This is a genomic window from Bradyrhizobium sp. JHI2711, from assembly GCF_056156565.1.
In genome coordinates this window covers 1,313,287-1,337,223 of sequence record NZ_JBPZPT010000002.1, presented here as the reverse complement: position 1 = coordinate 1,337,223, position 23,937 = coordinate 1,313,287, and the positions used below count along the sequence as shown (strand labels likewise).

Below are 23,937 nucleotides of genomic sequence, written 5' to 3'. Positions count from 1 at the left end.
GGGTAAACCCCAGTGGCGGAGATAATGAAGGAGGAGGCATCAGTACGCAACTTGGGTCGCCTGAAAAGCTTAATTCCGCCCGGCCGATGGTCTGGCCGGGATGAATTCGCCCCGGGCGCCGGAGGTAGTTAATCGCCGTGTCCGAAATTTGTTCCGCGGTTGCGGCATGGCCCCAAGCGTTAACGGCGAAAAACGCCTGCGCCAACTGGTCGCGTCCGGTCAGCCCGCCCGTTTCAGGCCGCCTTTGGCCTCGATGAAACCGACGATTCGGTCGAGCCCCTCGCTCTTCTTGAGGTTGGTCATGACGAAGGGCCGCTCGCCGCGCATGCGCCTGGCATCCGTCTCCATCTTCTCCAGGGAGGCGCCGACATGGGGCGCAAGGTCGGTCTTGTTGATGACCAGGAGGTCGGACCGGGTGATACCCGGGCCGCCCTTGGACGGGATCTTGTCGCCGGCGGCGACGTCGATGACATAGATGGTAAGGTCGGCCAGCTCCGGGGAAAAAGTGGCAGCGAGATTGTCGCCGCCGGATTCGATCAGCACAAGGTCAAGTCCGGGAAACTTGGCGCGCATGTCCGCGACCGCAGCGAGATTCATCGAGGCATCCTCGCGGATCGCCGTGTGCGGACAACCGCCGGTCTCGACGCCGGCGATGCGATCCGGCGTCAGCGATCCCGAACGCACCAGGAACTCCGCATCCCATTTGGTGTAGATGTCGTTGGTGATCGCCGCAATGTCATAGCGCTCGCGCATGGTCTTGCAGAGCAGGTCCATGAGCGCGGTCTTGCCCGATCCGACCGGACCGCCGACGCCGACACGCAAGGGACCGTGAGATTTCGCCATGTGACTCGTTCTCTCCTGATGACTTGACGGCCGCACCGCTCACGACCGAAACAAGCGGGTATATTGCGTCTCGTGCCGCAAGCTGGCGAGATCGGCCCGGAACGTCGCGCTGCCGAGATCATCCAAGGTTGCATTCAGCGCGCGATTGGCGGTGGCGGCGACGGCGGCTTCCAGCTTCACCAGCACACGCTGGCTATCGGTCTGGCCGAGCGGAATGAGCCGGCTGGCGGCGGAAATCCAGTTCGAGACCAGCGCATGCAGGAAGGCGTGCAGCGTCGGCGCCAACGGCACGGCGTGCATCGCGGCAACCACACCCACCGCGACTGGATAGACCAATGGCGCGCCGCATGCCGCGACCGTCGCGTCCAGTCCGTCGGCATCCCACGCGGCGCGCGAGATATCGATGAAGGCGCGGCCCTGCGAGGTCGTCTCCAGCTGCCGCTCGCGCGACGGCACGAAGGCGCTCGCGAGCTCGGCGATCTCGTTCAATGCGGCCGTCTCGCCCGATTCCGTGGCGCGATAGGCGTGGACCAGAAACGTCGCGTCACAGAAGCCGGAGCCGTCGCCGAGCATCGCATCGAGCCAATCCGCCAGCGTCGTCGTGTCGATCACGTCGGCCGCCTCGACCGCCCATTCGATGCCGCTGGAATAGGAGAAACCGCCCACCGGAAATGCCGGCGACAGCCAGGTCATCAACCGGTACAGCGCCGCCGCCTCGCCCTCGGCAAGATCACCGGCGCCGACCGGCTCATTTGTGGTCATGAGCATGCTTGTGGCCGTGGTGATGGTCGGGATGATCGCAATGCTCGTCGTGGTGATGGTGGTGCTCGTGGCTATGGTCGTGCGAGCCATGATCATGGTGGTGGCCATGGTCATGGTGATGATGGCCGCGATCGTGATGCGCATGGTCGTGTCCATGCGCGTGGCCGGCATCGGCGTAGGCGCCGCCTTCGGGATCGAACGGCGCCTCGATCTCGATCACACGCGCGCCAAGGCCCTTCACCATCGCCTCGATGACGTGATCGCGGCGGATGCGCAGGGCCTTGGCCATGATCTGGGTCGGCAGATGACGGTTGCCGAGATGCCAGCCGACGCGCACGAGGTGGTGCGGATCGCGGCCGCGGATTTCGAGCAGCGGCTCGGGCGCCGCGACCACCTCGATCAGCCTTCCATCCTCCAGCACCAGCGCATCCCCGCCGCGCAGCGCGACGGCATGTTCCAGGTCGAGCAGGAATTCGAGACCACGCGTTCCCGTCATCACCATGCGACGACGGTGCCGATCGTCGAAATCGAGCACGACCGTGTCCGACGGAGCTTCCGTGAAGCGGTGCTGTCCCCTGACCTGCGTCGCCCGGATCATGCGTCTTACCTCTTTACCGTGTCTCGACCTTCTCGGGCGTGATGTATTCGATCTTCGGCGGCGCCGTGAAGCATTTCACAGCAACACGGCCGAACGTCTTCATGTGCTCGGCAGCCCGATGCGGCCCCAGCGCTTCCATATTCTCCCACTGTTCGACAAACACCATCTTGGCAGGGTCGGTGACGCTCTCATGCAGGTCATAGGCGATATTGCCGGGCTCTTTCCGCGTCTCCTTGATGCAGGCGGTGGCGGCTGCAATGAATTCGGCGCGCGTCTCGGGCTTGATGGTCAAGGTTGCAACGACGTAGATCACGAGAAATCCTCCCGGCTTTTCTTCTGAGGGTTACGATACCGGGCGGGACATTAGACCAGGCGGGACCGAACGCAAAACCGCAAAAAGCCGTCCCCGGACACCGCCGGGGACATGCGTCGAGGCGCTATTTCAGTACATGAAATATCGCTGCGCCATCGGCAGCACCTCCGCCGGAGCACAGGTCAGGAGCTCGCCATCGGCGCGCACTTCATAGGTCTCCGGATCGACCTCGATATCGGGCGTGGCGTCGTTGTGGATCATGCTCTTCTTGGAGATTTTGCCGCGGGTGTTCTGGACTGCATAGAGCTTCTTCTCGATGCCGAGCTTTCGCGCGAGGCCACCGGTGACCGCGGCCTTGGAGGTGAACACCACCGAGGATGCCGTACGCGCCTTGCCGAACGCGCCGAACATCGGCTGGTAATGCACCGGCTGCGGCGTCGGGATCGAGGCGTTGGGATCGCCCATGGGCGCCGCGACGATGGTGCCGCCCTTGACGATGCAGTCCGGCTTGACGCCGAAGAAGGCCGGCGACCACAGCACGAGGTCGGCAAGCTTGCCCTTCTCGACCGAGCCGATCAGCTTCGACACGCCGTGCGCGATGGCGGGATTGATGGTGTACTTGGCGATGTAGCGCTTGACGCGGAAATTGTCGTTGTCCTTGCCCTTGTCCTGCGGCAGCGACCCGCGCTGCTTTTTCATCTTGTCCGCGGTCTGCCAGGTCCGGATGATGACTTCGCCGAGGCGGCCCATGGCCTGCGAGTCCGAGGACATCATCGAGAGCGCGCCGAGGTCGTGCAGGATGTCTTCGGCCGCGATCGTCTCCTTGCGGATACGGCTCTCGGCGAACGCCAGATCTTCGGCGATGGACGGATCCAGATGGTGGCACACCATCAGCATGTCCAGATGCTCGTCGATGGTGTTGCGGGTGAACGGCCGCGTCGGGTTGGTCGACGAGGGCAGCACGTTCTTCAGGCCGGCGACCTTGATGATGTCAGGAGCATGGCCGCCGCCGGCGCCTTCGGTGTGGAAGGCGTGGATGGTGCGTCCCTTGAAGGCCTTGATCGTGTCCTCGACGAAGCCGGATTCGTTCAGCGTGTCGGTGTGGATCATCACCTGGATGTCGTGATCGTCGGCGACCGACAGGCAATTGTCGATCGCGGCCGGCGTGGTGCCCCAATCCTCGTGCAGCTTCAGCGCACAGGCGCCGGCCCTGATCATCTCGACCAGCGCGGCGGGCCGCGAGGCGTTGCCCTTGCCGGAAATGCCGAGATTGACCGGGAAGGCGTCGAACGACTGGATCATCCGCCCCATATGCCAGGGCCCCGGCGTACAGGTGGTCGCGAAGGTGCCGTGCGACGGGCCGGTGCCGCCCCCCAGCATCGAGGTGACCCCTGACATCAGCGCGTGCTCGATCTGCTGCGGACAGATGAAATGGATGTGGCTGTCGAAGCCGCCGGCGGTGAGGATCTTGCCCTCACCCGCGATCACGTCGGTGCCGGGGCCGATGATGATGGTGACCCCGGGCTGGATGTCGGGATTGCCGGCCTTGCCGATGCCTGCGATCATGCCGTCCTTGATAGCGACGTCGGCCTTCACGATGCCCCAATGGTCCACGATCAGCGCATTGGTGATGACGGTATCGGCCGCGCCCTGCCTGTTGGTGACCTGCGACTGCCCCATGCCATCGCGGATCACCTTGCCGCCGCCGAACTTCACCTCCTCGCCATAGGTGGTGAAATCCTTCTCGACCTCGATGATGAGGTCGGTGTCGGCCAGCCGCACCTTGTCGCCGGTGGTCGGGCCGAACATGTCGGCATAGACGGAACGCTTCATCTTGACGGACATCACAAGCCCCGTTTGCGATTGAATGTCTGGTTGGTCACAGCAAGGCCTTTGCTGCTTTCACGGCGTCATCGAATTTTTCGTCGAGCCACGCATTGCCGCCGCGGCACCCCGCCACGACCTGCGTGGCCCAGGCGATATAGTCGGCGAGATCTTCGCGCTCCCCAGCACTCGGATCGGTTTGAATGCGCGCGCCCGTATTGCTGATCTTGTCGGCGATCTTGATCAGCTTGGCGCCCGGCGATTTGTGGGGCGCGTCCTCGATCTGCTTCTGCCGCCGCTTCGCTTTCGGCAAGCTCATGTCGTCGGTGCACTCGGCAACGAGGGACGCGACCCGATCGGAAAATCTCTGCGCGAGTTCCTCGCGCGTGGTGTCGGTGTCCTCGATGGTATCGTGCAGCCAGCCGGCCGCGACCAGCTCGGCATCGGCGCCGTTGGTCGCGGTCGCGAGCAGGTTCGCGACCTCGGCGAGATGATTGATATAGGGCTCGTTGCCGCGGCCCTTGCGCGCCATGCCGTTATGGCGCTGCGCGGCGAGCTCGGCAGCTTCCGAGACGAGGCGGATTGGCGAGAGCATGGAAATTACCTCCGTTTCCGCCTCAACCATGCCGCGGCGTGCTCGTTCCTGCGGAGGTCACAGCTTCCCCATCACATCGCCGCGGAAGCCGTAGATCGTCTTCTTCCCCGCCATGGCGACGAGTTGAACGTCGCGGGTCTGGCCGGGTTCGAAGCGGACGGCGGTGCCGGCGGCGATGTCGAGGCGCATGCCGCGCGCCTTCTTGCGGTCGAACTTCAGCGCGGGATTGGTCTCGAAGAAATGGTAGTGCGAGCCAACCTGGATCGGGCGGTCGCCGGTATTGGCGACCGTCAGCGTCACGGTCTTGCGGCCGGCGTTGAGCTCGATCTCGCCGTCCTGAATGAAGAGTTCGCCGGGGATCATGCTCTGCTCCTACCTGATCGGCTCGTGCACGGTGACGAGCTTGGTGCCATCAGGAAAAGTCGCCTCGACCTGGATGTCGTGGATCATCTCGGGAATGCCCGGCATCACCTGGTCGCGGGTCAGAACTTGCGCGCCTGACTGCATCAGCTCGGCGACGGTGCGGCCGTCACGCGCGCCTTCCAGAATGAAGTCGGAGATGATCGCGATCGCCTCGGGATGGTTGAGCTTGACGCCGCGGTCCAGCCGGCGGCGGGCCACGATCGCCGCCATCGAGATCAAAAGCTTGTCCTTTTCGCGGGGAGACAGATTCATGCGACATCTCTTCCGTTCAACACGTCAATTCAACCAGTCTAGTTCAGCCAGAGCCGCGGCAGGGCCGCACCGGTGCGCGCCAGCACCGTCATCATGTCGGCGCGCAAGCGCGCCGCATCTTGGGCACAGAACCGCGCCATTGCAAAGCCATTCCAGGCCGAGATTCCGGCTTCGCCGGAGAACGATTCCGACGCCTCGCGGATGCGCTCGACCAGGGCTTCGTCGCCGGGCACGATCAGGGCTGTGCCGATCGCCGCGCCACCTTTGGCGACCGCGGGCCGTGCAAGCTTGGCACCGATATCGCCGTCGAGCCGGACCGTCTCGGCGAACACCAGCCGCCCGCCGCGGCGTAGCCGCCAGCGGTCGACGAACTCGCCCTGCTCCATCCGCTCGCCCATGGCGGTGCGGCCGAACACCACGATCTCGCAGAGCAGGAGCGAGGCCGCCTCGTCGAGGTCGATGTCGAAGCGGCGCTGGACGCGGGCACGGTCGAACAGAATCGTCTCCTGGGGCAGCCAGGCAAGATGCGCGTCCGCGCCGACCTTCAGGGCGATGTTGAGCTGCGCTGCCGCTCCGGGCGTGCGATAGACCTTTTCGGCGGCCGCTGTGGTCAGCGTCAGCCGCGCTGCATCCGCCGCCGCTATCTCGATATCAAAGCGATCACCGCCGGCAACACCGCCGGCCGTGTTGACGAACACGCCGGACAGACCCTGATCTTCCGGCGAGGGAAAGCGGACGCGGAGCGAACCGGATTCATGCAAGGTGCCGCGCCGTGTCACCCCGTCGCGCGCATGCACGTCGAAGCGCACCGCGCCGCGGGCACGGTTTGCCTCAAACACGGTGGATGTGACTGACAATTCGCTGCGCATCCGCCTCCCCAGCCGGTCGCGGCAGAATGGCCTACAGCGCCATCTGGCGGCTGATCTCGGCCGGATCGAGATTGGAGCGGTCGCAGGTGAACTTCACTGCGCCGCGATCCATCACCGCGAAACTGTCGCCGAGTTCGCAGGCAAAGTCGAGATATTGTTCGACCAGCACAATGGCGATGTTGCCGAGATTGCGCAGATACGAGATGGCGCGGCCGATGTCCTTGATGATCGAGGGCTGGATGCCTTCGGTGGGCTCGTCGAGCAAAAGTAGTTTTGGCCGCATCACCAGCGCGCGGCCGATCGCGAGCTGCTGCTGCTGGCCGCCGGAGAGGTCGCCGCCGCGCCGGCCCAGCATGGATTGCAGCACCGGAAACAGCGAGAACACGTCGTCCGGAATGTGCTTGTCCTCGCGCTTGAGCGGGCCGAAGCCGGTCTTGAGGTTCTCCTCGACTGTCAGCAGCGGGAAGATCTCGCGGCCCTGCGGCACGAAGCCGATGCCCTTGCGCGCCCGCTCGTACGGCCTGAGGCCGGTGATATCGCTGCCGTCGAACACGATTGCGCCCGACGAGATCGGATATTGCCCGACCATCGCGCGCAGCAGCGAGGTCTTGCCGACGCCGTTGCGTCCGAGCACGCACGTGACCTTGCCGGGCTCGGCCGAGATCGAGACGCCGCGCAACGCCTGGGCAGCACCGTAAAACAGGTTGATGTCTTTCACTTCAAGCATCGGAAACACCTTTGCGGGCGAATAGCGAATGGCGAGTAGCGAATAGGAGAAGCGGCCAGTCCATTCGCCATTCTGTATTCGCCATTCGCTACCTTCCCAAATACACTTCGATGACCCGCTCGTTGGACGAGACCTGGTCGATGGTCCCTTCCGCGAGCACCGTGCCTTCGTGCAGGCAGGTGACCTTGACGCCAAGCTCGCGCACGAAGGTCATGTCGTGCTCGACCACCATGACGGTGTGGGTCTTGTTGATTTCCTTCAGCAGCTCGGCGGTGAGATGCGTCTCGACGTCGGTCATTCCCGCGACGGGCTCGTCGACCAGCAGCAGTTTCGGATCCTGCGCCAGCAGCATGCCGATCTCCAGCCATTGCTTCTGGCCGTGGCTGAGGCTGCCGGCGAGACGATTGCGAGCCTCGGTGAGGCGGATCGTCTCCAGCACCTTGTCGATGCGTTCGGCCTCCGCCTTGCTGCCGCGCCAGAACAGCGTGCCGCGGACCGAATGGTCGACATTGAGCGCCAGCAGGAGGTTGTCCTGCACGGTCTGGCTCTCGAACACGGTCGGCTTCTGGAACTTGCGGCCGATGCCGAGCTCGGCGATGCGGGTCTCGTCGAGGCGCGTCAGGTCGGTGACGCCGTCGAACAGCACGGTGCCTTCATCCGGCTTGGTCTTGCCGGTGATGATGTCCATCATCGTGGTCTTGCCGGCGCCGTTCGGGCCGATGATGGCGCGCATCTCGCCGGGCTCGAGCGTCAGCGACAGATTGTTGATGGCGTGGAAGCCGTCGAACGAGACGTGCACGCCGTCCAGATAAAGCATCGCGGAGGTCGCGCGGGTGTCCATGACGTTCATGACCGCTTACTCCGCCATCTTGGGTTCGGTGACGCCGTCTTCGGCCGCGGCACTCATGGAGGTGGCGGAGGTGCGTCTTTCCTTCGATTGATCCCACCAGGCATTGAAGGTGCCGACGATGCCCTTGGGCAGCAGCAGCGTCACCAGGATGAACAATGCGCCCAGCATGAACAGCCAGTACGGCGCGAGCACGCCCGAGGTGAAGAACGTCTTGGCGTAGTTGACGACGACGGCGCCGAGCGCCGCGCCGACCAGCGTGCCGCGGCCGCCGACCGCGACCCAGATCACCGCCTCGATCGAATTGCCGGGGGCGAATTCGCTCGGGTTGATGATGCCGACCTGCGGCACGTAGAGCGCGCCGGCAACGCCGGCCATGCAGGCCGACACCGTGAACACGAACAGCTTGTAGGATTCGACGCGGTAGCCGAGGAAGCGCGTGCGCGATTCCGCGTCGCGCACGGCAATCAAGACCTTGCCGAGCTTGGAGGAGACGATGGCGCGGCAGATCAGGAAGCCGATGATCAGCGCCAGACAGCTCAGCGCGAACAACGCGGCGCGCGTCCCCTCCGCCTGGACGTTGAAGCCCAGGATGTCCTTGAAGTCGGTCAGGCCGTTATTGCCGCCGAAACCAAAGTCGTTGCGGAAGAAGGCGAGCAGCAGCGCGTAGGTCATCGCCTGCGTGATGATCGACAGATAAACGCCGGTGACACGTGAGCGGAAGGCGAGCCAGCCGAAGCAGAAGGCGAGCAGGCCCGGTACGACCAGCACCATCAGCGCCGCGAACCAGAACATGTCGAAGCCGTACCAGTACCAGGGCAGCTTCTCCCAGTTCAGGAACACCATGAAGTCGGGCAGGATCGGATTGCCGTAGACGCCGCGGGTGCCGATCTGCCGCATCAGGTACATGCCCATGGCGTAGCCGCCGAGCGCGAAGAAGGCGCCGTGACCGAGCGAGAGGATGCCGCAATAGCCCCAGATCAGGTCGATCGACAGCGCCAGGATGGCGTAGCAGACATACTTGCCCCAGAGCGCGACGAGATAGGTCGGCACCTGCAGGAACGAGCCCGCGGGCAGCAGCAGGTTGGAGAGCGGAATGAGGATGCCGCAGGTCGCGACGACGGCAAGGAAGATCGTCGCGCTGCGGTCCAGCGATCGCGTCAGCATGTGAGGGGTCATGCTTCCACCGCACGGCCTTTGAGCGCGAACAGGCCGCGCGGCCGCTTTTGAATGAACAGGATGATGAGAACCAGGATCGCGATCTTGCCGAGCACGGCACCGGCGACCGGCTCCAGGAACTTGTTGGCGATGCCGAGCGTGAAGGCGCCGACCAGCGTGCCCCAGAGATTGCCGACCCCGCCGAACACCACGACCATGAAGCTGTCGATGATGTAGCTCTGGCCGAGATTGGGGCTGACATTGTCGATCTGCGACAGCGCGACGCCGGCGATGCCTGCAATGCCCGAGCCGAGGCCGAAGGTCAGCGCGTCGACGCGCGAGGTGGCGATGCCCATCGAAGCCGCCATGCGGCGGTTCTGCGTCACCGCGCGCATTTCGAGGCCCAGCGCGGTGTAGCGCAGCATCGCGAGCAGGATCGCGAACACGGCGAGCGTGAAGAGAAGAATCCAGAGCCGGTTATAGGTGATGGTGATCTGGCCGAGTTCGAACGCGCCGCTCATCCAGGAGGGGTTGCCGACCTCGCGATTGGTCGGGCCGAACATGGTGCGTACCGCCTGCTGCAGCACCAGCGACAGGCCCCAGGTCGCGAGCAGCGTCTCCAGCGGGCGGCCATAGAGGAAGCGGATGATGCTGCGCTCGATCAAGACGCCGATCGCGCCGGCGACGAGGAAGGCAAGCGGCACGGCGATCAAGAGCGAATAGTCGAACAGGCCGGGATAGCGGGTGCGGATCACCTCCTGCACCACGAAGGTGGTGTAGGCTCCGATCATCACCATCTCGCCATGCGCCATGTTGATGACGCCCATCACGCCGAATGTAATGGCGAGCCCGATCGCGGCGAGCAGCAGCACCGAGCCGAGCGAGAGACCGTACCAGGCATTCTGCACCATCGACCAGACCGCGAGCGAATTCTGGATCGAGCCGATCGCGCTCGCGGCGGCCTTGGTGACCGAGGCCGGCTGGTCGCCCATGCCGGTGAGCAGCGCCAGCGCATCCTGGTCGCCCCGCGCCTTGAGGGTTGCGACCGCTTCGAGCTTCTCGACCTCGGTGGCGTCGGACTTGAACAGCAGGATCGCGGCTCGGGCCTCAGTGAGCGCCGCCTTGACGGATTTGTTGGCTTCCTTGGCAAGCGCGGCATCGACCGCCTCGAGCGCGGTCTCCTCGTGCGACTTGAAGACGGACTGCGCGGCTTGCAGGCGCGTTCCCAGATCCGGAGACTGCAGCGTCAGGCTCCCGAGTGCGGCGTCGACGCTGCGGCGCAGGCGGTTGTTGAGGCGAACCGCGCTCGCACTGTCGGGAACGCTGGCAACGGCCTCGCCGGTCGCAGCGTCGATCGACTTGCCGTCCGCATCGGTGACGTAGACCTTCTTACTGTCGGGATCGGCCATGAGGCGACCGTCCTGAAGCGCATTGATGATCGGAAAAGCCAGCTTGCTGCCGCTGCCCGCGATCACACCGATCGCCTCTTCCGTGTCGGAAAAATCATCGTTGGCGAATTTGGCGACCGCATCCTCGAACGGACCGGCGAAGGCCGGCAGCGCGAACGCAATCAGGAACAACGAGAGTGCAAGCGAACAGAGACGAGCGGACAAATGGGCTGGCACTGTGAATGACCCCGGCAGAAATGAGTGGAGAAGGCGGCGGGATCGCCGCCCTCTCCGGTCTTGCAATGGAGCGTCAGATCGGGATCAGGAGCCCGAGCCGAGGCACTTGTTGGACTTGGTGTTGAAGTTGCCGCACTTCTTGCCGACCCAGTCGCCGATCAGGTCCTTGGAGCCGTCGAGCTCCTTCGACCAGGCGTCGCCGGGGACGAGGCTCGGGGTCTTCCAGACCACGTCGAACTGGCCGTTGCCCTTGATCTCGCCGATGAACACCGGCTTGGTGATATGGTGGTTCGGGAGCATCTTGGAGGTGCCGCCGGTCAGGTTCTTGGCTTCGATGCCCGGGAGAGCGTCGATGACCTTGTCGGGATCGGTCGACTTCACCTTCTCGACCGCCTTGACCCACATGTCGAAGCCGATCACGTGCGCTTCCATCGGATCGTTGGTCACGCGCTTCGGATTCTTGGTGTAGGCCTGCCACGCCTTGATGAACTTCTCGTTCTCCGGCGACTTGATCGACTGGAAGTAGTTCCAGGCGGCGAGGTGGCCGACCAGCGGCTTGGTGTCGATGCCGGCGAGCTCTTCCTCACCCACCGAGAACGCCACCACCGGGATGTCCTTGGCCTTGATGCCCTGGTTGCCGAGCTCCTTGTAGAAGGGAACGTTGGCGTCGCCGTTGATGGTCGAGACCACTGCGGTCTTCTTGCCGGCCGAGCCGAACTTCTTGATGTCCGCCACGATCGTCTGCCAGTCGGAATGACCGAACGGCGTGTAGTTGATCATGATGTCTTCCTGGGCGACACCCTTGGACTTCAGATAGGCCTCCAGGATCTTGTTGGTGGTGCGCGGATAGACGTAGTCGGTGCCCGCGAGCACCCAGCGCTTCACCTTCTCGTCCTTCATGAGGTAGTCGACGGCAGGGATCGCCTGCTGGTTCGGCGCAGCCCCCGTGTAGAACACGTTACGCTCGCTCTCCTCACCCTCGTATTGCACGGGGTAGAACAGGATGCTGTTGAGCTCCTTGAACACCGGGAGCACCGACTTACGCGACACCGAGGTCCAGCAGCCGAACACGACCGAGACCTTGTTCTTGGTGATCAGCTCGCGCGCCTTCTCGGCGAACAGCGGCCAGTTCGATGCGGGATCGACGACGACGGCCTCCAGCTTCTTGCCGAGCACGCCGCCCTTCTTGTTCTGCTCGTCGATCAGGAAGAGGATGGTGTCCTTCAGCGTGGTTTCGCTGATTGCCATCGTGCCGGACAGGGAGTGGAGTACACCCACCTTGATGGTGTCGTCGGCGGCCTTTGCGCCAGTCAATGAAGCCAGACCGAGCATCAGTCCGGCGGTCGCAGCGAGCACGCCGCGGCGGCTAAATGACGCCGCTATATCGTGAGTGGATTTGTTAAACATGAGTGCCTCATCTCCCTGACGCAGACGTGAAAAACGCTGCGAAACGGCCCCACGGCCGCCTGCGGTTAACGGAATCGCAAGAACCATGCCATGGGCTGGGCACCCATCAACTTATTGAATTTGCAAAACTAATTGCCAGAAATTGAAGTTTCTCCGCAGACTTGCAGCCTAAATCATAGGCAACATAAATGTATGCGAAAGCGGCAGTCAGACTACTTTCTAAGCAAATCGCTAACGCTGGCTAAATTTCTGGCAGCAGTATTTTTGCACCGCACCCGCTGTTTTGGAGGCAAGTGCCTTGAAAGCGCCCCCTCGATGTTCCATATGAGCGTCCGAGACCTCTTGCGAATCAAGGGGTCGTAGCGAGCCGCGTGTTCTTAAGCCCTCTACGGGCCTCTGGCTTGCCCCATATCATCCAAGCCATCCGACACCCCAAACACGCAGGTGTCTTCTCGACACCCTTTTGCGCGCGCCGCGCTGATGCGCCGGGCGTTCGCTTTTGACATGGAAAGAACCCCTCTTTTGACTTCGTTTCAGGACTTCGGCCTCGCCGAACCCATCGCGCGCGCTCTTCGTGAAGAGAATTACGTCACCCCCACTCCGATCCAGGCCCAAACCATCCCGCTGGCATTGACCGGCCGCGACGTCGTCGGCATCGCCCAGACCGGTACCGGCAAGACCGCGTCCTTCGCGCTGCCGATCCTGCATCGTCTGCTCGAGAACCGCATCAAGCCGCAGCCCAAGACCGCCCGCGTGCTGGTGCTGTCGCCGACCCGCGAGCTGTCCGGGCAGATCCTCGACAGCTTCAACGCCTACGGCCGCCACATCCGCCTGTCCTCGACGCTCGCGATCGGCGGCGTGCCGATGGGCCGCCAGGTCCGCGCGCTGATGCAGGGCGTCGACGTGCTGGTCGCCACCCCCGGCCGCCTGCTCGACCTCGTGCAGAGCAACGGCTTGAAGCTTTCAAGCGTCGAGTTCCTCGTGCTCGACGAAGCCGACCGCATGCTCGACATGGGCTTCATCAACGACATTCGCAAGATCGTCGCCAAGCTGCCGATCAAGCGGCAGACCCTGTTCTTCTCGGCCACCATGCCGAAGGACATCGCCGAGCTCGCCGATTCCATGTTGCGCGACCCCGCCCGTGTCGCGGTGACCCCGGTGTCCTCGACCGCCGAGCGGATCAACCAGCGCATCCTGCAGGTCGACTTCGCGGCCAAGCCGGCCTTCCTGACCAAGCTGCTGCAGGACGAGGCGATCAACCGCGCGCTGGTCTTCACCCGCACCAAGCACGGCGCCGACAAGGTGGTGAAGACGCTGGCCAAGGCCGGGATCGCCGCCAACGCCATCCACGGCAACAAGTCGCAGAACCATCGCGAGCGCACGCTGGCCCAGTTCCGCTCGGGAGAGATCCGCACCCTGGTCGCCACCGACATCGCCGCTCGCGGCATCGACGTCGACGGCATCAGTCACGTCATCAACTTCGACCTGCCGAACGTGCCGGAGACCTACGTCCACCGCATCGGCCGCACCGCGCGCGCCGGAGCCGACGGCACCGCAATCTCGCTGGTCGCGGGCGGCGAGGAGCTCGGCTATCTGCGCGACATCGAGCGGCTGATTCGCGTCGCCCTGCCGCGGGAGGACCACCGCACCGACTCCGGCCGCCGCGATGCTGGTCCCGCCCCGTCGCAGCAACGACAGGGCCGGCCGGGCGGTCGTCCGGGCCAGCGCCCGCAAGGCGCACGCCACGGTGACGGACGTCGCGCCGACGAACGGCATGCCGACGGGCGCCACCATAGTGCCGGTAAGCAAGGCGACGGCAGGCACGGTGAAGGCCGGCACGCCGAGGCGAGGCATGCCGACGGACGGCCCGGCAGTGGCCCGAATGCCTCCAAGGGTTCTCGCCGCCGCCGCTCCGGTGGTAAGATGCATTCGTCGCCTGTCGACCGTCCGGAACAGCGTTCCGCGCATAGCGCCGGGACCCCTGATGGGATACAAGGCGTTGCCTTTTTGCGCCGCCAGAGTCGGCCAAACAGCCAACCGAACCGCAAACCCTATTCGCACTAGCCGTCCACGACCTGGAGATATCAATGGCTAAGGAAGAGCTGATCCAGTTCGAAGGACTGGTCACCGAAATCCTCCCCGATGCCCGCTACCGCGTGCAGCTCGACGCCGGACACGAGATCGTTGCCTATACCGCCGGCAAGATGAAGAAGAACCGCATCAAGACGCTCGCGGGCGACCGCGTGACCGTGGAGATGTCGCCCTATGACCTCGAGAAGGGCCGGCTGATTTTCCGCCACAAGGACGAACGTCCCAGCACGCCGGGCGGACCGCCCCGTCCCGGACAGCGCGGCGGCCAATTCCGCCGCCGCTAGTCGGCTGCGGCGCGGGTTCGAATTCCGATCTGTTAGGTGATCCGCCGTTGACATCACGGCGGATCAAAAAATCGTGCGCGTCCGGATTGTTTCGAACCGTTGCTTCCGATAAAATGAATTAATCGATTTTCGGCCGGACGACATTGGCATCCACCGGTACAGCCGGTTCAGACACGCTGACGACCCTTCCAGAAATTCGATCTAACCCTGCCCGCGCGAGCGGGCTCCGACATAGTGTTATCTGAGAGGGACTACCCCCGTGAGCATGGGAACCGTGAAGTGGTTTAACGCAACCAAGGGCTATGGCTTCATTCAGCCCGACGATGGCGGCCAAGACGTGTTCGTTCACATCAGCGCCGTGGAGCGCGCCGGCCTCGGCTCGCTCCGCGAGGGCCAGAAGATCTCCTACGAGATCGTGGCCGACCGCCGTTCCGGCAAGTCTGCGGCGGACAACCTGCGCGCTGCGGGCTGAGCCCGCCGGGCGCCGGCCCGATCAGCGAGCCAAAGCAAAAAGGCCGTGCGCAACGCACGGCCTTTTTCATGTCACGGGCGGCTGACAGATCTCAACACGTCAACGGCACGTTGTTGTAGGGCACGCAGGTGACCTGACGCGGCCGCGTGTAGGAGAGATCGCTCAGGGTTACACTCGACTTCAACACGTAGCCGATGGTGGGCGTGTAAGTGTAGTTGGCTTCGCTCAGGATGAGATAGCTCGACGGAATCAAGAGTGCCGGGGGAATCATCGTGGTGACCGTGTCGCCGGCGTTCCGAGCCGAGGTCGCAAGCGTGGCTTGCGTCGCGCCGCTCGCAATCGTGCCGGCCCTGCTCCACTGGACCTTGGCGATGCTGTTGGCGTCGATGTAGATCTGGGAGATCGTGCCCTTCACGAGCGCAGCGTCGTAAGGCATGACGACGGAGATGCTTGCCGTGAACGTATCCTTCATGCCGGCATCGTTGAGCGTCGTCGACTGCGAGGTCAAATCGGACAATGTCCGCGCGATCAACGTGATTTTGCGGTCGATCGCCACGGCGGACGAAAATTCGACAGTGCCGAAGAACATCACCAGCATCAGCGGTACGATGATCGCGAATTCGGTCGCCGCCAGGGCGCGCTTGTCGGCGACGAAGCCGCGCACGGAGCCGCGTGCGTTCCTCCAGATGTTCGCAATCGCCCGCATCGGTCCGCCCAGATCCATCTGCATCAGAAGGGTTCGTTCTTGAACGCCACCGTCGCCACCATCAGCCGCTTGTTGCTGCATCCCGCGTTGTAGCCGAGGCCGGTGACGATGAGCGGCCATTGATAGAACAGGCGCACCACGACGACCTGGCCGGAGGTTCCGGCACTGTACTGCATCCCGGAGGGATTGAAGGTGCAGGAATTGCCGAAATTGGTGAGGCTGAGCGTCCCGAACGAGCTGGTGCTGACGACGTCGACGTACAGCTTGCTGCAATCGAACAGCGCCGGAATCTTGCTGCAGACGAAGGTCTTGAACGTCGTCTGATCGCATGCAGCGACTGTGTTGGGCGCGGACTGGCAGGCCGCCACCGAGCCGCCCTGCGCCTGAGCCTGGCCGGTTAGAATCGCGCGCGCGGAGTCCTGCGCGATGGTCTCGAGCACCTGGCTGGAGAAGAACATGAGCGCCGTCTCGAGGATCGCGAACAGCAGCGCGAAGAACATCGGTGCGACCAGCGCAAATTCGACGGCTGCGGAGCCGCGGCGGTTGCCGCGAAACCGGAGCAGCGCTTTCCGGAGCGTGAACCTCGTAGGTGCAGGCGATGGCATCTCGTCAAATTCCCCAGCGGCCGGCGATCATCTGCCCGTTCAATAGCGGAAACTGATTGTCTAAGTGTTTCAGACGATCCGCTTCCGGCGGACCGCGCCGTTAACACCGCGTTAACCAGCGCCCGCAAGCGGGAGGAAGCACGGCATGCAACGAGGTGCCGCCCTCGAATCGAGCGGCTTGGCGGGATCGAGGCCCGCCCGTGGGCTAGTTTGGCTTGGCAGCCGCGCCGGCACCCGCACCTCCGCTGGCGCTGCTGCTCAGCGTACCGGCCTGGCTCATCGCGTTGTTGAAATAGGTGTCGCTGTCGCCGAGCGTCACGCGGCGCTGGCAAAGCGGCACGCAACTGTAGGACTCCCGCTCGACCCCGCGATAGACGGTGACGAGCCGGTCGCTCGGACCTTCGACCTGGATCTGGCGGTCCACCAGAATCTCGCCGCCGCGGTCGAGCGCGATGAAGTTGGTGGCTCCGTAGCCCTTTCCGGTCACGACGATCATGCCGCCGGGCTGGAGCGTGACGTCGGCGATCAGGGGATTGCCGACCACGATGGTCGCCACCTTGCCGGGCAGCCGCACCAGCTTGGCCTGGTCGACATTGACGGCGATGGTATCGGCGACTGGCTCGGCAAGGCCGGCGGCCGGCGAGGCCAGCACCGCAGCGGCAACCAGTACACAGACGCGCACATGACGGCGCAGCATTTCTTTACGCATACTCTTACCCCCGGGACGTCACAAACCGGCAGAAGCGACGAATACAGCGGAGCCGGTGCCCGACCCGGCTAACCTGCCTTTAATTCGTGAACGTTCCGCAAACTCGCCGCGTATTGTTTGAACGGACGGACATTTGCGGGGCCCGCCCCCTAAAGCGCGATGAGTTTTGGATGAATCGTCATCGCGCTTTAGGTTGTTGTTTACGCATGATCTTTCCGGAAAACTGCTTCGCACTTTTTCGGATTATGCTTTAGTGCCGGAACGGATAGGCGAGCTGGCCCCCGATCTCCTTGGGCATGGCCGCTTCGTCCTTGCCGTAATCCTGTGGCAGCCTGCCCTCCGGCATGCGGAAGGTGCCGAACAGCACGTCCCAGATCGGGAACGTTCCGGCGAAATTGGTGTCGCCGCCCTCTTCGAGCGAGGTGTGGTGCCAGCGATGGAAGACCGGCGTCGCCAGCACGTATTTGAACGGTCCGAAAGTCCAGTTCAGGTTGGCGTGCACAAAGGCCGAGTGGAAGGTGGTGAACGGGCCGACCCAGACCATGACGTTCGGGGAGATGCCTGCCATCAGCAGCACGACGTCGACGCTGATCGTCCCGAGCAAGAGATTGACCGGATGGAAGCGCGCCGCGGAGATCCAGCCGATCTCCTCCGACGAATGATGGATGGCGTGATATTTCCAGAAGCCGCCGTCGTGGAAAAGCCGATGCAGCCAGTACAGCATGAAATCGGACAGCACCAGGAACAGCACGGCCTGCAGCCACAGCGGCAGCTGCGCCAGCGGACCGTGGCCATTGTCGTAAAAGGCGATGAGCTCGTCGGCGTCGTGGATGTTGAAGACGACGCTGGCGCCGACGACCAGCAGCCCGATCCGCATGGTGCGGGCGAACACCGGAACGAAGAACCAGTAGCAGATGTCGGTGACGATCTCCCGCTTGCGCCACCACGGCGCGCCGGGATTGCAGGCCCAGAAATGCTCCAGCACGGTGAAGACCGCCGCGAGCACCAAGGTGACCGGGATCACCTTGACGATGGTCTCGCCGAGCATCAAGGCGAGTTGCATGGGCAGGCTCGACATCGTCGCCTCTCTCCGCGAATTCCGCTGTAGCTTAAGGCCTACTCCGCGAAATTTAAGGGAGGGTGAAGCACGCGCCGCGTTGGCGGCGCATCCGGAACCGCAACGAATTTGCAGGTGCCGTCTTAAGGCGAAATTCACTCTGGGCAAAAGCATCGCGCCGGACGTGGGATTACCCGGTCGAATTAACTCTCCCGAAAGAGCTCGGCTCTCATGGTCGTCGCGTCAACGACAGCGCCGAACGAGGCGGTCCCCACCCAGACGGAGTTTTGTTCATGAAGAACTTGATTGCGCGTTTCGCGAAGGATGAATCCGGCGCCACCGCCATCGAATACGGCCTGATCGCCGCCGGCATCGCGCTGGCCATCATCACCGTCGTCAACAATCTCGGCACCACGCTGAACGCCAAGTTCAGCTCGATCAGCACCTCGCTGAAGTAAGCGGGTCCACGAACGACGGCAAAAGCCCCGGACCTCCGGGGCGTTTGTTTTTCTGAAGACGGCGAGTTCCAGTGGCGTTGCACGAGTTCAGAACCGATGCCGCGGTCGCGGCGCACGAGGCGGAAGCGGCGCAGGCCGGCTCGTCGGTCTATTGGATCTGCCTTGCGCTGCTGGTTGCGACGGTCGCGCTCGCCGCACGTGTTGCCAGCTTCTGGTGAAAGCGCGTTCGTCGGCCGAGGCCCCGGCGCGCCCGTGCCTCCGTTGTCGGTTTGTTTAGCATCGCGCGCTAGCATCGCCCGAAGCAGCTCCCGCGACAAACCCAGGCCTCAAGACGCAGCCCATGATTCTCGACCTTGCGCGCCTTCTGCTCTTCCCGGCCCTGATGGCGTTCGCCGCCGCGAGCGATCTCTTCACGATGACGATCTCGAACCGCGTATCGCTGGCGCTGGTGGCGGGCTTCTTCGCGCTCGCCCTCGCCGGGGGCATGGCACCTTACGAGATGCTGAGTCATGTCGGCGCCGGTGCGCTCGTTCTGGTCGTGGCCTTCACCTGCTTCGCCATGGGCTGGGTGGGCGGCGGCGACGCCAAGGTCGCTGCCTCCGTCGCGCTCTGGTTCGGCTTCCCACATCTGATGAACTTCCTGCTCTACGCCTCGCTGTTCGGCGGCGCGCTGACGCTGCTCCTGCTGCAGTTCCGGCAATGGCCGCTGCCTTACGGGCTGGCAGGACAGGCCTGGCTCGCACGGCTGCACGCCAAGGAGAGCGGCATTCCCTACGGCATCGCGCTCGCGCTGAGCGCGCTGATGGTCTACCCGGAGACCGAATGGGTGAAGGCGATCGACCTCGCTCGCCTCGCGCTGCGCTGAACGCCCCGGGTAAACCCGGCGTTAAGGCGATTTAGATACGCCTCATTAACCATGCTTTGACGAATAGCTGGTCAACTGCCGATCACGGCGGCGGCAGCGTCGCGGCGTATTGTTGGAAAGTTGAAGCGTATGAATAGGGCACGCATTGTCGTCCTGACGGTCGCCATCTGCGCCGGCGGCGTCGCCGCGTACCTGGCGAGCGGCTCCGACAATTCTGCGCCGCCTCCGGTTCCGGTCGCACAGCTGCCGACCGTCGACGTCCTCGTGGCCAAGAACGATATCGGCCTCGGCCAGACCGTGAAGCCCGAAGACGTGCAATGGCAGACCTGGCCGACCGCGACCGCCAGCGCCACCTTCATCCGACGCAACGAGCGCCCCGACGGTGCGACCCAGGTGACCGGCTCGATCGCGCGCGCGCCCTTCATCCAGGGCGAGCCGATCCGCGACCAGAAGCTGGTCAAGGCCGAAGGTTCCGGCTTCATGGCGGCAATCCTGCCCACCGGCATGCGGGCGATCTCGACCGAGATCTCGCCGGAGACCGGCGCGGGCGGCTTCATCCTGCCCAACGACCGCGTCGACGTCCTGCTCACCCGCCGGCTCAAGAACCCGGATCAGAGCAGCGGCGCTCCCGACATCGTCACCTCCGAGATCATCCTGGCCAATATCCGGGTCCTGGCCATCGACCAGGCACCCAAGGAGAAGGACGGGCAGAACGCGGTGATCGGCAAGACCGTCACCCTCGAGCTCAATCCCGCGCAGACTGCAACGCTCTCCGCGGCGCGCCAGAGCGGCACGCTGTCGCTGGCGCTGCGCAGCATCGTCGACGTCAAGATGAGCGAGATCACGCTCGATGACTCCGCGCAGAAGCGCGACGGTGTCTCGATCATTCGCTACGGCATTCCAAGTCAGACGGCTAAGGCACGATGAAGACAGTCGACATCAAATACAGGGCAGATTCGGCGACGATGCGGACCTCACTGGTCCGCGCCCTGTCGTTTTCGGCCGCCCTCGCGCTGGCGCTCAACCCGGCGATCGCCCCGGCGGTCGCCGCCGATTACCGCCCCGTGCCGCAGGCCGCGGCGGACGGCCAGATCAACGCGCGTTTCCTCTCGCTCGGCATCGGCAAGTCGGTCGTGATCGACCTGCCGCGCGACATCAAGGACGTGCTGGTCGCCGATCCCAAGATCGCCAATGCGGTGGTCCGCTCCGCACAGCGCGCCTATATCATCGGCGCCGCGGTCGGCCAGACCAATATCGTGTTCTTCGATTCCGCCGGGCAGCAGATTGCGGCCTACGACATCGCGGTCAAGCGCGACCTCAACGGCGTGCGGGCTGCGCTGAAGCAGGTTCTGCCCAACTCAGACATCCAGATCGACGGCCTGGGCGACGGTATCGTCCTGTCCGGCACGGCCGCCAACCCTATGGAGGCGCAACAGGCCAACGAGCTCGCTGCGCGCCTGGCCGGCGGCGTCGACAAGGTGGTGAACTCGATCGTGGTGCGCGGCCGCGACCAAGTCATGCTCAAGGTGACCGTTGCCGAAGTCGCGCGTACGATCGTCAAGCAGCTCGGTATCGACCTCACCGCCAACCTCAACTACGGCACATCGGTGGTGAGCTTCAGCAACTCCAACCCGTTCACGGCCCTCGGCCGTAATCTGGTGGATGGCAACAATCTCACTGCGAGTTTCGGCGCGACGCCTTCGGTGCAGGCGACCCTGCGTGCGATGGAGAGCGCGGGCGTGATCAGGACGCTGGCCGAGCCGAACCTGACCGCGATCTCCGGAGAGTCCGCCACCTTCCTCGCCGGCGGCGAATTTCCGGTGCCGGCAGGTTATTCGTGCGATCCCGTCACGCGCGTCTGTACCACTCAGATCAGCTTCAAGAAGTTCGGCATCTCACTCAACTTTACGCCTGTGGTCCTGAGCGAAGGCAAGATCAGCTTGCGGGTGATGACCGAGGTCTCCGAACTGTCCAATGAGAATGCGATCACGCTGTCGCAGGCGGTGACCTCGAACACGGTCAACTCGCTGACGGTCCCCTCAATCAAGACACGCCGCGCAGAGACTTCGCTGGAAATTCCGTCCGGCGGCGCGATGGCGATGGCCGGCCTGATCCAGCAGCAGACCAAGCAAGCTGTCAACGGAATGCCGGGGCTGATGCAGCTCCCGATCCTCGGCACGCTGTTCCGCAGCCGCGACTTCGTCAACAATGCAACCGAGTTGGTCGTGATCGTGACGCCCTATGTGGTCCGCGCGGTGGCGCCGAAGGACCTGTCGCGGCCGGATGACGGCTTCGCCCCGCCTGCGGACCCGCAGGCGCAGCTGATCGGCAATATCAACCGGATCTACGGCGTGCCGGGCCGGACCGAAGCGGCCAAGAACTACCGCGGCACCTACGGCTTCATTACCGACTGAGGCGGAACGGGGATTTCACGATGATCACGAGACCACCCCAGCTTCGCAAGCGCGCCATCAGCCTCGGTGGCGCGCTCATCGGCCTCGCGCTCGCGGTCGGGGGCTGCCAGCACGACGAAGTCCTCACGGCGTCCATTCCCGACGACTACAAGCAGCGCCATCCGATCGCGGTCGAGGAGCAGAATCGCTCGATCGTCGTCTTCGTGGGTCATGCCCGCGGCGGATTAACCGCGGCCCAACGCGCTGACGTGATGGGCGTGGCATCGGCGTGGTTGCAAGAAGGCACCGGCGCGATTCGCATCGACGTGCCCTCCAATACGCCCAATGCTCGCCCGGTCGCCGATACGATGCGTGAGATCCAGGCGATGCTGGCGGCGGCAGGCGTTCCGCCGCGCGGCGTCAGCCTTCACCCCTACCAGCCGCAAGACAAGCGCTTCCTCCCCCCGATCCGGCTCACCTATTCCAGGATTGCCGCAGTCGCCGGTCCCTGCGGCCTGTGGCCGGAAGACATCGGACCCTCGATGAAGAACAAGCGCTGGTTCGAGAACAAGGACTATTACAACTACGGCTGCGCTTATCAGCGCAACCTCGCGGCCATGGTCGACAATCCGTCGGATCTTGAGCAGCCGCGGCCCGAAACTCCGTCATACACGCCGCGGCGCATCACCGGGTTCGAGAAGTATCGCAAGGGAACGACGACGGCGACCACCTATCCCGAGGCCGACAGGGCCAAACTCAGCGACACCGGCAAATGATCAGTTACGCGCGCCAGACACACGAAGAGCAGCCGGCAGCAGCTCCTCCGCCGGTCGAGGAGCATATTGCGCCTGCGCCGCGCGTCTCAGTTCAGGCCTTCTGCGAAACCGTGGAGACGGCCGCCGCGGTGCAGTCGGCCGGCGAGGATCGCCGTCTCGGCAAGGCTCACCTGAAGATCCAGATGGGCGGCATGGCGGCCGCGATCGAAGCCTACCGCTCGGCTCCCACGCCGAACGTGATCGTGCTCGAGAGCGACGGTCGCAACGACCTGCTGGGCGGACTCGACCAGCTCGCCACCGTCTGCGATGCCGGCACCCGCGTGGTGGTGATCGGCCGCATCAACGACGTCACGCTCTATCGCGAGCTGGTGCGCCGCGGCGTCAGCGATTACGTGCTCGCGCCGGTCGGCGCGATCGACGTCGTACGCTCGATCTGCAACCTGTTCTCGGCCCCCGAAGCCAAGGCAGTCGGCCGCATCATCGCCGTGGTCGGAGCCAAGGGTGGCGTCGGGGCTTCGACCATCTCGCACAACGTCGCGTGGGCGATCGCGCGAGACCTCGCGATGGACGCCGTCGTCGCCGATCTCGACCTCGCCTTCGGCACCGCCGGGCTCGACTACAACCAGGATCCGCCGCAGGGTATCGCCGACGCCGTGTTCTCGCCTGACCGCGTCGACACCGCGTTCATCGACCGCCTGCTGTCGAAATGCACCGACCATCTCAGCCTGCTGGCGGCGCCTGCGACGCTCGACCGGGTCTATGATTTCGGCACTGACGCGTTCGATGCCGTATTCGACACGCTGCGCTCTACCATGCCCTGCATCGTGCTCGACGTTCCGCATCAATGGTCGGGCTGGACCAAGCGGGCCTTGATCGGGGCGGACGACATCCTGATCGTGGCCGCGCCCGACCTCGCCAATCTGCGCAATACCAAGAACCTGTTCGATCTGTTGAAGGCCGCGCGCCCCAACGACCGGCCGCCGCTCTACTGCCTGAACCAGGTCGGCGTGCCGAAACGGCCCGAGATCGCCGCCGCGGAGTTCGCCAAGGCAATCGAGAGCCAGCCGGTCGTCTCGATCCCGTTCGAACCGCAGATCTTCGGCTCGGCGGCCAACAACGGCCAGATGATCGCGGAGATCTCCGCCAACCACAAGTCGATCGAGATGTTCCTGCAGATCGCCCAGCGCCTGACCGGCCGCAGCGAGACCAAGAAGCAAAAGTCGTCCCTGCTTTCACCTCTGATTGAGAAGTTGCGGGGAAGATAAGCCGCCGCATGGA

General features: G+C 64.1%; 28 protein-coding genes. 10 read left to right on the top strand and 18 right to left on the bottom strand.

Features of this window, described 5'->3' with window-relative positions; all coding sequences use genetic code 11:
- Window positions 1-219: 219 nt before the first annotated feature.
- The 14 genes from ureG to urtA form a co-directional block, all read right to left on the bottom strand.
- On the bottom strand, window positions 220-843 hold the full coding sequence (gene ureG / locus ACTEK7_RS18800) for an urease accessory protein UreG (protein ID WP_025033975.1): 624 nt from the start codon (window positions 841-843) through the stop codon (window positions 220-222).
- Between the two features lie 39 nt (window positions 844-882).
- Window positions 883-1,611 carry an urease accessory protein UreF gene (locus ACTEK7_RS18795; RefSeq protein WP_225146507.1) on the bottom strand — a complete coding sequence of 243 codons (729 nt, stop codon included), beginning with the start codon at window positions 1,609-1,611 and terminating at the stop codon, window positions 883-885.
- Entirely contained in the window at window positions 1,592-2,203 is a 612-nt protein-coding gene (locus ACTEK7_RS18790) for an urease accessory protein UreE (protein WP_225146395.1), read from the bottom strand. The genes ACTEK7_RS18795 and ACTEK7_RS18790 overlap by 20 nt, the downstream gene beginning before the upstream one ends.
- A gap of 13 nt (window positions 2,204-2,216) precedes the next feature.
- Window positions 2,217-2,516 (bottom strand): putative quinol monooxygenase, encoded by a 300-nt coding sequence (locus tag ACTEK7_RS18785; RefSeq protein WP_035998129.1) that lies wholly within the window; start codon window positions 2,514-2,516, stop codon window positions 2,217-2,219.
- Window positions 2,517-2,645: 129 nt separating this feature from the next.
- A complete protein-coding gene (gene ureC / locus ACTEK7_RS18780) occupies window positions 2,646-4,361 on the bottom strand; it encodes an urease subunit alpha (RefSeq protein WP_057028153.1) in 1,716 nt (571 codons plus the stop codon).
- A gap of 34 nt (window positions 4,362-4,395) precedes the next feature.
- On the bottom strand, window positions 4,396-4,935 hold the full coding sequence (locus ACTEK7_RS18775) for an HD domain-containing protein (RefSeq protein ID WP_036021623.1): 540 nt from the start codon (window positions 4,933-4,935) through the stop codon (window positions 4,396-4,398).
- 57 nt (window positions 4,936-4,992) lie between these two features.
- Window positions 4,993-5,298 (bottom strand): urease subunit beta, encoded by a 306-nt coding sequence (locus tag ACTEK7_RS18770; protein ID WP_026202067.1) that lies wholly within the window; start codon window positions 5,296-5,298, stop codon window positions 4,993-4,995.
- A gap of 9 nt (window positions 5,299-5,307) precedes the next feature.
- Window positions 5,308-5,610: an urease subunit gamma gene (locus ACTEK7_RS18765; RefSeq protein WP_007605424.1), complete on the bottom strand. Its 303-nt coding sequence runs from the start codon at window positions 5,608-5,610 to the stop codon at window positions 5,308-5,310.
- A 38-nt stretch (window positions 5,611-5,648) separates the two neighbouring features.
- A complete protein-coding gene (locus tag ACTEK7_RS18760) occupies window positions 5,649-6,467 on the bottom strand; it encodes an urease accessory protein UreD (RefSeq protein WP_463671648.1) in 819 nt (272 codons plus the stop codon).
- 43 nt (window positions 6,468-6,510) lie between these two features.
- Complete coding sequence (urtE, locus tag ACTEK7_RS18755) at window positions 6,511-7,206, bottom strand: urea ABC transporter ATP-binding subunit UrtE (protein ID WP_225141073.1); 696 nt, start codon at window positions 7,204-7,206, stop codon at window positions 6,511-6,513.
- Window positions 7,207-7,294: 88 nt separating this feature from the next.
- Complete coding sequence (gene urtD / locus ACTEK7_RS18750; protein ID WP_036021617.1) at window positions 7,295-8,056, bottom strand: urea ABC transporter ATP-binding protein UrtD; 762 nt, start codon at window positions 8,054-8,056, stop codon at window positions 7,295-7,297.
- Window positions 8,057-8,062: 6 nt separating this feature from the next.
- A complete protein-coding gene (gene urtC / locus ACTEK7_RS18745) occupies window positions 8,063-9,232 on the bottom strand; it encodes an urea ABC transporter permease subunit UrtC (RefSeq protein ID WP_225146393.1) in 1,170 nt (389 codons plus the stop codon).
- Window positions 9,229-10,836 carry an urea ABC transporter permease subunit UrtB gene (gene urtB / locus ACTEK7_RS18740; RefSeq protein ID WP_035998106.1) on the bottom strand — a complete coding sequence of 536 codons (1,608 nt, stop codon included), beginning with the start codon at window positions 10,834-10,836 and terminating at the stop codon, window positions 9,229-9,231. Before urtB ends, urtC begins: the two co-directional genes overlap by 4 nt.
- A gap of 84 nt (window positions 10,837-10,920) precedes the next feature.
- Complete coding sequence (gene urtA / locus ACTEK7_RS18735) at window positions 10,921-12,243, bottom strand: urea ABC transporter substrate-binding protein (protein ID WP_035998103.1); 1,323 nt, start codon at window positions 12,241-12,243, stop codon at window positions 10,921-10,923.
- A gap of 480 nt (window positions 12,244-12,723) precedes the next feature.
- Between urtA and ACTEK7_RS18730 the strand changes: the two genes are divergently transcribed.
- From ACTEK7_RS18730 to ACTEK7_RS18720, 3 genes are all read left to right on the top strand, one after another.
- Window positions 12,724-14,307: a DEAD/DEAH box helicase gene (locus ACTEK7_RS18730; protein WP_225146392.1), complete on the top strand. Its 1,584-nt coding sequence runs from the start codon at window positions 12,724-12,726 to the stop codon at window positions 14,305-14,307.
- A gap of 23 nt (window positions 14,308-14,330) precedes the next feature.
- Window positions 14,331-14,618, top strand: coding sequence for a translation initiation factor IF-1 (gene infA, locus ACTEK7_RS18725; RefSeq protein ID WP_035998101.1), 288 nt, complete (start codon window positions 14,331-14,333; stop codon window positions 14,616-14,618).
- A 259-nt stretch (window positions 14,619-14,877) separates the two neighbouring features.
- Window positions 14,878-15,090, top strand: coding sequence for a cold-shock protein (locus tag ACTEK7_RS18720; RefSeq protein WP_035998097.1), 213 nt, complete (start codon window positions 14,878-14,880; stop codon window positions 15,088-15,090).
- Between the two features lie 91 nt (window positions 15,091-15,181).
- Here the strand turns inward: ACTEK7_RS18720 and ACTEK7_RS18715 are convergent, their stop codons facing one another.
- The 4 genes from ACTEK7_RS18715 to ACTEK7_RS18700 all read right to left on the bottom strand — a co-directional run bounded on the left by ACTEK7_RS18715 (window position 15,182) and on the right by ACTEK7_RS18700 (window position 18,188).
- Window positions 15,182-15,814 carry a TadE/TadG family type IV pilus assembly protein gene (locus ACTEK7_RS18715; RefSeq protein WP_225146506.1) on the bottom strand — a complete coding sequence of 211 codons (633 nt, stop codon included), beginning with the start codon at window positions 15,812-15,814 and terminating at the stop codon, window positions 15,182-15,184.
- 5 nt (window positions 15,815-15,819) lie between these two features.
- Window positions 15,820-16,401 (bottom strand): TadE/TadG family type IV pilus assembly protein, encoded by a 582-nt coding sequence (locus ACTEK7_RS18710; protein WP_035998094.1) that lies wholly within the window; start codon window positions 16,399-16,401, stop codon window positions 15,820-15,822.
- Between the two features lie 205 nt (window positions 16,402-16,606).
- Window positions 16,607-17,110 (bottom strand): pilus assembly protein N-terminal domain-containing protein, encoded by a 504-nt coding sequence (locus ACTEK7_RS18705; RefSeq protein WP_057028157.1) that lies wholly within the window; start codon window positions 17,108-17,110, stop codon window positions 16,607-16,609.
- Between the two features lie 250 nt (window positions 17,111-17,360).
- A complete protein-coding gene (locus tag ACTEK7_RS18700) occupies window positions 17,361-18,188 on the bottom strand; it encodes a sterol desaturase family protein (RefSeq protein WP_225146391.1) in 828 nt (275 codons plus the stop codon).
- Between the two features lie 272 nt (window positions 18,189-18,460).
- Here ACTEK7_RS18700 and ACTEK7_RS18695 point away from each other — a divergent pair, with 272 nt between their 5' ends.
- The 7 genes from ACTEK7_RS18695 (at window position 18,461) to ACTEK7_RS18665 (ending at window position 23,924) form a co-directional block, all read left to right on the top strand.
- Entirely contained in the window at window positions 18,461-18,625 is a 165-nt protein-coding gene (locus ACTEK7_RS18695; RefSeq protein ID WP_025033956.1) for a Flp family type IVb pilin, read from the top strand.
- A gap of 77 nt (window positions 18,626-18,702) precedes the next feature.
- A complete protein-coding gene (locus tag ACTEK7_RS18690) occupies window positions 18,703-18,843 on the top strand; it encodes a hypothetical protein (protein ID WP_225146511.1) in 141 nt (46 codons plus the stop codon).
- 122 nt (window positions 18,844-18,965) lie between these two features.
- A complete protein-coding gene (locus ACTEK7_RS18685; protein WP_036021607.1) occupies window positions 18,966-19,490 on the top strand; it encodes an A24 family peptidase in 525 nt (174 codons plus the stop codon).
- Between the two features lie 129 nt (window positions 19,491-19,619).
- Window positions 19,620-20,417 carry a Flp pilus assembly protein CpaB gene (gene cpaB / locus ACTEK7_RS18680; RefSeq protein ID WP_036021604.1) on the top strand — a complete coding sequence of 266 codons (798 nt, stop codon included), beginning with the start codon at window positions 19,620-19,622 and terminating at the stop codon, window positions 20,415-20,417.
- Complete coding sequence (locus tag ACTEK7_RS18675) at window positions 20,414-21,904, top strand: type II and III secretion system protein family protein (protein WP_085971991.1); 1,491 nt, start codon at window positions 20,414-20,416, stop codon at window positions 21,902-21,904. Before cpaB ends, ACTEK7_RS18675 begins: the two co-directional genes overlap by 4 nt.
- A gap of 20 nt (window positions 21,905-21,924) precedes the next feature.
- Window positions 21,925-22,659 (top strand): CpaD family pilus assembly protein, encoded by a 735-nt coding sequence (locus ACTEK7_RS18670; RefSeq protein WP_035998073.1) that lies wholly within the window; start codon window positions 21,925-21,927, stop codon window positions 22,657-22,659.
- Window positions 22,656-23,924 carry a CpaE/TadZ family protein gene (locus ACTEK7_RS18665; RefSeq protein WP_035998070.1) on the top strand — a complete coding sequence of 423 codons (1,269 nt, stop codon included), beginning with the start codon at window positions 22,656-22,658 and terminating at the stop codon, window positions 23,922-23,924. Before ACTEK7_RS18670 ends, ACTEK7_RS18665 begins: the two co-directional genes overlap by 4 nt.
- Window positions 23,925-23,937 lie beyond the last annotated feature (13 nt).